The following is a 5367-nucleotide window of genomic DNA, read 5'->3' on the forward strand; positions in this document are numbered from 1 at the left end:
AGGCTGACGGCTGTGTCATCGATAAATTCTACCCCCGTCCCACCTGCCCCAAACAAGATCACAGGGCCAAAAACGGGATCGTGGCTCACACCAAGGATTAATTCCTGCGCGTGTTTGCGCAAGACCATTGGCTGCACCGCAAAACCGTCGACATCTGCATCAGGCCTGAAAGTGCTGATGCGCGCACTGATTGCCGCCGCTGCTTCGCGCGCCGCCCTTGGTGTTGCAATGTCCAGCACTACGCCGCCGACGTCTGATTTGTGGGTGAGCGACTTGGAAAGCAATTTCACGACGACCTTACCGCCTCCTGACAACAACTCGCCGGCAGCATGCTCCACCTCCTCAACGGTCCGCGCCACGAGGGTCCGGGGGACTGGAATTGCGTATGCCGCTATCGCCGCCTTGGCTTCGGGCTCAGTCAGCATGCATCGGCCTTCGGCCGCAGCCCGGTGAAAAAGCCGGTAAACGGCCTCCCGATCAAAGCGCTTATCATCGTGCCGACTGTCGGGAACACGCATCAGGGCCCGCTGTGCGTGTGACCAATCGGAAAGATAGGATATGGCATTGGCGGCTGCCGCCGGCGTTTCGTAGCTTGCGATCCCCGCATCTACAAGCACATGGCGGCCTTCACGGGCTACACGCTCACCGAGCCAGCAGGCAAAGATAGGCTTTCCCGCGATCCTTCCTGAGTTCACCAAAGAAGCTAAAGCGCGCGCGGCATTGATCGGCGACGCCAGTCCGGTCGGACAGTTGAGCACCAGGATGGCGTCGGTGCCGGGATCGGCGGCCACAGCCTCAACCGCAGCCTTGAATCGTTCCGGCGGTGCGTCGCCGACGATGTCCACCGGATTGGCATGTGACCAATTTTGCGGCAGACACTCATTGAGCCTTTCCAGCGTACTTGCCGAGAGATCGGCAAGCTCGCCCTTGTTCTCCATCAACTGGTCGACGGCAAGAACGCCTGCGCCGCCGCCATTGGTGACGATACCCACCCGCGCCCGCTCCAGCACCGCAAATCTTGACAGGGTTTCCGTGGCGTCGAACAGTTCCGCCAGACCGCCGACGCGCAAAACCCCGGCCCTGCGCAACGCGGCGTCGACTACGCGGTCGGCACCCGACAAGGCACCTGTGTGCGTTGCGGCGGCTTTTGCGGCCTCGCTGTGCCGTCCCGGCTTGATCGCAATGACGGGTTTGAGGCGGGCAGCAGCCCGGGCGGCGGACATGAACTTACGCGGATGCGGGATGGATTCCAGATACATGACGATCGCCTTCGTTCCGCCATCTCCTGCCAGCAAGTCGAGACAATCGGCGATGTCAACGTCTGCCATGTCTCCAAGTGACACGATTTGGGAAAAGCCGATCTGATTGTCGGCGGCCCAATCGATGAGCGACGTCGCGATCGCGCCCGATTGGGACAGCAGCGCAATCTTACCGGGCTGCGCACCCATGTGGGCGAAACTGGCATTCAGTTTCGCTGGCGGAAGCAGCACACCAACCGTATTGGGTCCGATGATGCGTAAAAGGTAGGGCTTCGCAGCATCGAGCATTTCCTGTCGCAGCCCGCTCGCTTCGTTGAGGCCGGCGGTAATGACGACGGCCGCGCGCGTGCCTTTTTCCCCTAGATCACGGATGAGACCAGGAACCGACCCCGGCGGCGTGACGATCACGGCCAAATCCGGGACGCCCGGAAGGTCTTCCACTTTGTGATAGCAAGTCCGGCCCTCTACCATTTGGTGCTTTGGATTGACCGGCCAGATTTCGCCTTCAAAACCTCCACTTACGATATTGCGCATGACGATGCGGCCAACCGATCCGACTTTATCCGACGCACCAATTACCGCGACGGATTTCGGGTGAAAGACGTGTTCCAGGTTTCTAATGCTCATGCACAATTTCCCTGCAGTTTACGCGTCATTATCGGAAATGACGGGACGATCGCGCCGTTCAACGCCGCTGCCGTGAGCCAATTCGGGTACGCGGCTGGAAATTCTCCTCCCTTCTGCAGCCTTTTTCAAATATGCTCCTCATCCACATGTTCTGCCGGCATTTTGAATGTTTGCCACACTCCGCCTGTTGGCGCTTCAACGTTCATTGCAACTTCAGCACAATCCTTCCGTCGATCCCGCCTTTTTCCATGCGCTCAAAAATGGCGTTGATGTTTTCGAGCTTGTCCCAAGAGAAGTGTGCCTTCACCAATCCGCCGGCAGCGAAATCCAAGGCTTCCTCCAGATCTTGGCGGGTTCCGACAATCGACCCGCGCACGGTTATGCGTTTCAGCACCGTGTCGAAAATGGGCATCGCGAATTTTCCGGAAGGAAGGCCGACGAGTGCCATCGTACCGTGAGAACGCAGCATGGCGAAGGCTTGCTCAAATGCAGTCGGCGACACGGCGGTTACGAGTGCGCCGTGAGCGCCCCCCATCCGCCTCTGCAACGCTTCGCCCGGATCGACTTCAGATGCATTGATGGCAATTTCGGCTCCAAATTTTGTCGCTAGTTCAAGCTTCTCCTGATGGATATCCACGGCCGCGACATGCATGCCCATTGCCTTGGCGTATTGCACAGCCACGTGACCGAGCCCACCTATGCCGGAAATCACGATCCACTCGCCGGGTTTGACCTCGGTTTCCTTCAAACCTTTATAAACGGTGACGCCCGCACACAAGATAGGTGCGGCTGGGCCCCACTCCAACGCATCAGGCAGGCGGCCGACAAAGTTGGGATCGGCCAGGGCATATTCGGCAAAGCTGCCGTTGACCGAGTATCCTGTATTCTTCTGCGAACCGCAGAGTGTCTCCCACCCGGTGCGACAATGCGGGCAATAACCGCAGGCGGTGTGCAGCCACGGAATGCCGATGCGATCGCCTTCCTTGACCCGTTTTACCGACCGACCGATGCCGACCACAGTACCGACCCCTTCATGGCCGGGAATGAAAGGCACCACGGGCTTGATCGGCCAATCGCCTTTGACCGCATGCAGATCGGTATGGCAAACGCCCGTCGCGGCGATGCGCACCAATATTTGATCCGGACCCGGCTCCGGAACCGGTACCTCCTCGATCGTCAGTGGTTTGCCCAGTTCGCGAACAAGCGCCGCTTTCATCATATTGGTCATGCACGTCTCCTTTTTATAGTACAGGAAAGAGGCCATAAACGGCGCTCGATCACGTTGATCGAGATCAATCCTCAATCTTCGGTGACGAACGCCGACGACGATCACTGCTGGATCGATTCCGGCCGGTCTCCTGAAGCCCCACGGGAAAGGGACACCAAGGATCTCCCATTGCCGGCCGGAATCTCGCACGGATGAAACGTCTGCCAAGCCGCGTTGTCTTTGTGCTGGATCAAACAGCGTCTGAAATCATGCTGATAGCATCGTGCGACTCCGTCATTCAAAAGGTACCCAAATGAAAGTTCCGCCTCTATTGGCTGCACCTGTCGCCGTGGTTCCGCTTTCCATGATCAATCAAGCGACAAGACTGATGCTCTTGCGGGTGCTGAAGCAGCATCCTGATCTTTTTGACCGCCTCGGCGAACATCTCGGAAAACGGTACGGTTTTGTGCCGACCGATCTTCCGCTCACATTTGTGGTCGAGCCTGCAAAGCCAATGATCACGGTCGCGCGCAAACCGGGAGCGCTCCAGGCGGATGCGATTGTTGAAGGTCCTCTCTTCCTGCTGCTTGCGTTGCTCGAAGGACGCGGCGATGCCGACGCTCTTTTCTTCTCGCGCGACTTGGCGGTCACCGGCGACATGGAATCGATGATGGCGCTTCGCAATGCACTGGACGATTGCAACATCGATCTCTCCGTCGATCTTAGCGCCGCAGCAGGTCCATTGCGCCCCCTCTTTAAACGTGTCGCCGACTGGATCCGCGATCGAGCCCTCTCCGGAGAATCCCTATGGAACTGATCTGCCCTGCAGGAACCCCGGCCGCGTTTCGAGAAGCGGTCAACGCTGGGGCGGACGTCGTTTACTGCGGTTTTCGAGACGAGACGAACGCCCGCAATTTCCCCGGCCTGAACTTCACCCGCAAGGAACTGGAACAGTCGATCGCTTATGCCCGAAGCAAGGGCACCCAGACTTACGTCGCGCTCAATACGTTCATGAGGGCTGGAGACGAGATTGTCTGGTACGAAGCGGTGGACGATGCCGTGCGCCTTGGCGAGGGACAACGTTTATGAGGAACTGACGCGCACGATCCATTTCTCGAACCGCTCCGGTGTTCGGGCCACCTGTCCAGATTGCCACGTGCCGCACGAATGGACGGTTAAGATTGCGCGCAAAATGCAGGCGTCAAAAGAGGTATGGGGTAAGATTTTCGGGACCATCAACACGCGCAAGAAATTCCTCGATCACAGGCTCGAGCTGGCACAGCATGAATGGGCGCGCTTGAAGTCCAACGACAGTCTGGAATGCCGCAACTGCCATTCGTCCGTGGCAATGGACCTTTCCAAGCAGACGCAGCGTGCGGCACAAATCCATACGCGCTATCTTTTGTCCGGAAGTGCCACCTGCATCGATTGCCACAAGGGGATCGCCCACGAACTTCCCAATATGCAGGGCGTCGACCCCGGCTGGAAAATGCCCCCGGAGCTGGAGGGCGAAAAGCGTCCCTCTGCTTCCGCGATCGATGATCTGAAACAGGCCATCGCTAACGCACACAAGCAAGCATTTGCGGACCAATAGAGATTGTTCACGAAAGGCAAAAGCTGAAACGACCTGCGGGAACGCTCCGCTCAAAACCGTCTGGTTAGCTGTTTGATTGCGCGACGTCATTGGGATCAGGTACAATGGGCGATCCTGGAGTACGCGTGGCGCCACCGCACAAACCGGTTGTAGCAGGTGGTATAGGGTCCATAGCGCTCGGGCAGGTCACGCCAGGGTGCTCCCGACCTCAGCGCCCAGAAGATGCCATTCAGGACGCGCCTGTCATCCACACGCGGGACACCACGCGGCTTGCGAGGAAGGATCGGGAAAATTACTCGCCATTCGGCATCGGTGAGGGCATGTCGCATGTTCAAGGCTCCTTTTCGGAGCTTCAATCACACCAGGAACCCCGAGTTCAATGTCGGCTTGCAGCCATATGCGGTCGTCCGATCCGCGAGGCGGGTTGACCGGGTATGGCCCAAACCGGATATTCGTGATCAATGCATTTAACGACTGCTTTGCGCCCGCTATTTTGCCGTTCAGACCACCGTTGCAGCTTCCCGAGAGCTGACGGTCTGCTAAGCCGGCACTAAGGCCTCGAATGGGGTGGTAGCGGTTACTCCGCCGGTCAGCCCGCTGTCCAACGATAATAGCCGCGTTGATGCCAATGCGAGCATCCAAGACACCGAGCAAGTACTCCATCGCGGCCTCGTCTAGGC

3 protein-coding genes and 3 pseudogenes are annotated in these 5367 nt (G+C 58.4%); 3 read left to right on the forward strand and 3 right to left on the reverse strand.

The genetic code is table 11. The annotated features are described in order from the left end of the window. Together AAAC48_RS12510 and AAAC48_RS12515 are read right to left on the reverse strand one after the other, a co-directional pair. A partial coding sequence (locus tag AAAC48_RS12510) for an acetate--CoA ligase family protein (RefSeq protein ID WP_340654481.1) occupies positions 1-1886 on the reverse strand: 1886 nt, incomplete at its 3' end. A 202-nt stretch (positions 1887-2088) separates the two neighbouring features. Next, entirely contained in the window at positions 2089-3114 is a 1026-nt protein-coding gene (locus AAAC48_RS12515; protein WP_340654482.1) for a zinc-dependent alcohol dehydrogenase, read from the reverse strand. A 292-nt stretch (positions 3115-3406) separates the two neighbouring features. On the opposite strand from AAAC48_RS12515, the gene AAAC48_RS12520 reads away from it, so the two are divergent. From AAAC48_RS12520 to AAAC48_RS12530, 3 genes and pseudogenes are all read left to right on the forward strand, one after another. Then, on the forward strand, positions 3407-3910 hold the full coding sequence (locus AAAC48_RS12520) for an SCP2 sterol-binding domain-containing protein (RefSeq protein WP_340654483.1): 504 nt from the start codon (positions 3407-3409) through the stop codon (positions 3908-3910). Further along, a pseudogene (locus AAAC48_RS12525) lies at positions 3901-4164 on the forward strand (U32 family peptidase); the annotation flags it as partial. The gene AAAC48_RS12520 and the pseudogene AAAC48_RS12525, both read left to right, overlap by 10 nt. Beyond that, a pseudogene (locus AAAC48_RS12530) lies at positions 4112-4687 on the forward strand (NapC/NirT family cytochrome c); the annotation flags it as partial. The pseudogenes AAAC48_RS12525 and AAAC48_RS12530, both read left to right, overlap by 53 nt. 122 nt (positions 4688-4809) lie before the next feature. Here AAAC48_RS12530 and AAAC48_RS12535 read toward each other — a convergent pair. Then, a pseudogene (locus AAAC48_RS12535) lies at positions 4810-5016 on the reverse strand (transposase); the annotation flags it as partial. Positions 5017-5367 lie beyond the last annotated feature (351 nt).

The organism is Phyllobacterium sp. (genome assembly GCF_037994405.1).
GTDB lineage: Bacteria > Pseudomonadota > Alphaproteobacteria > Rhizobiales > Rhizobiaceae > Phyllobacterium.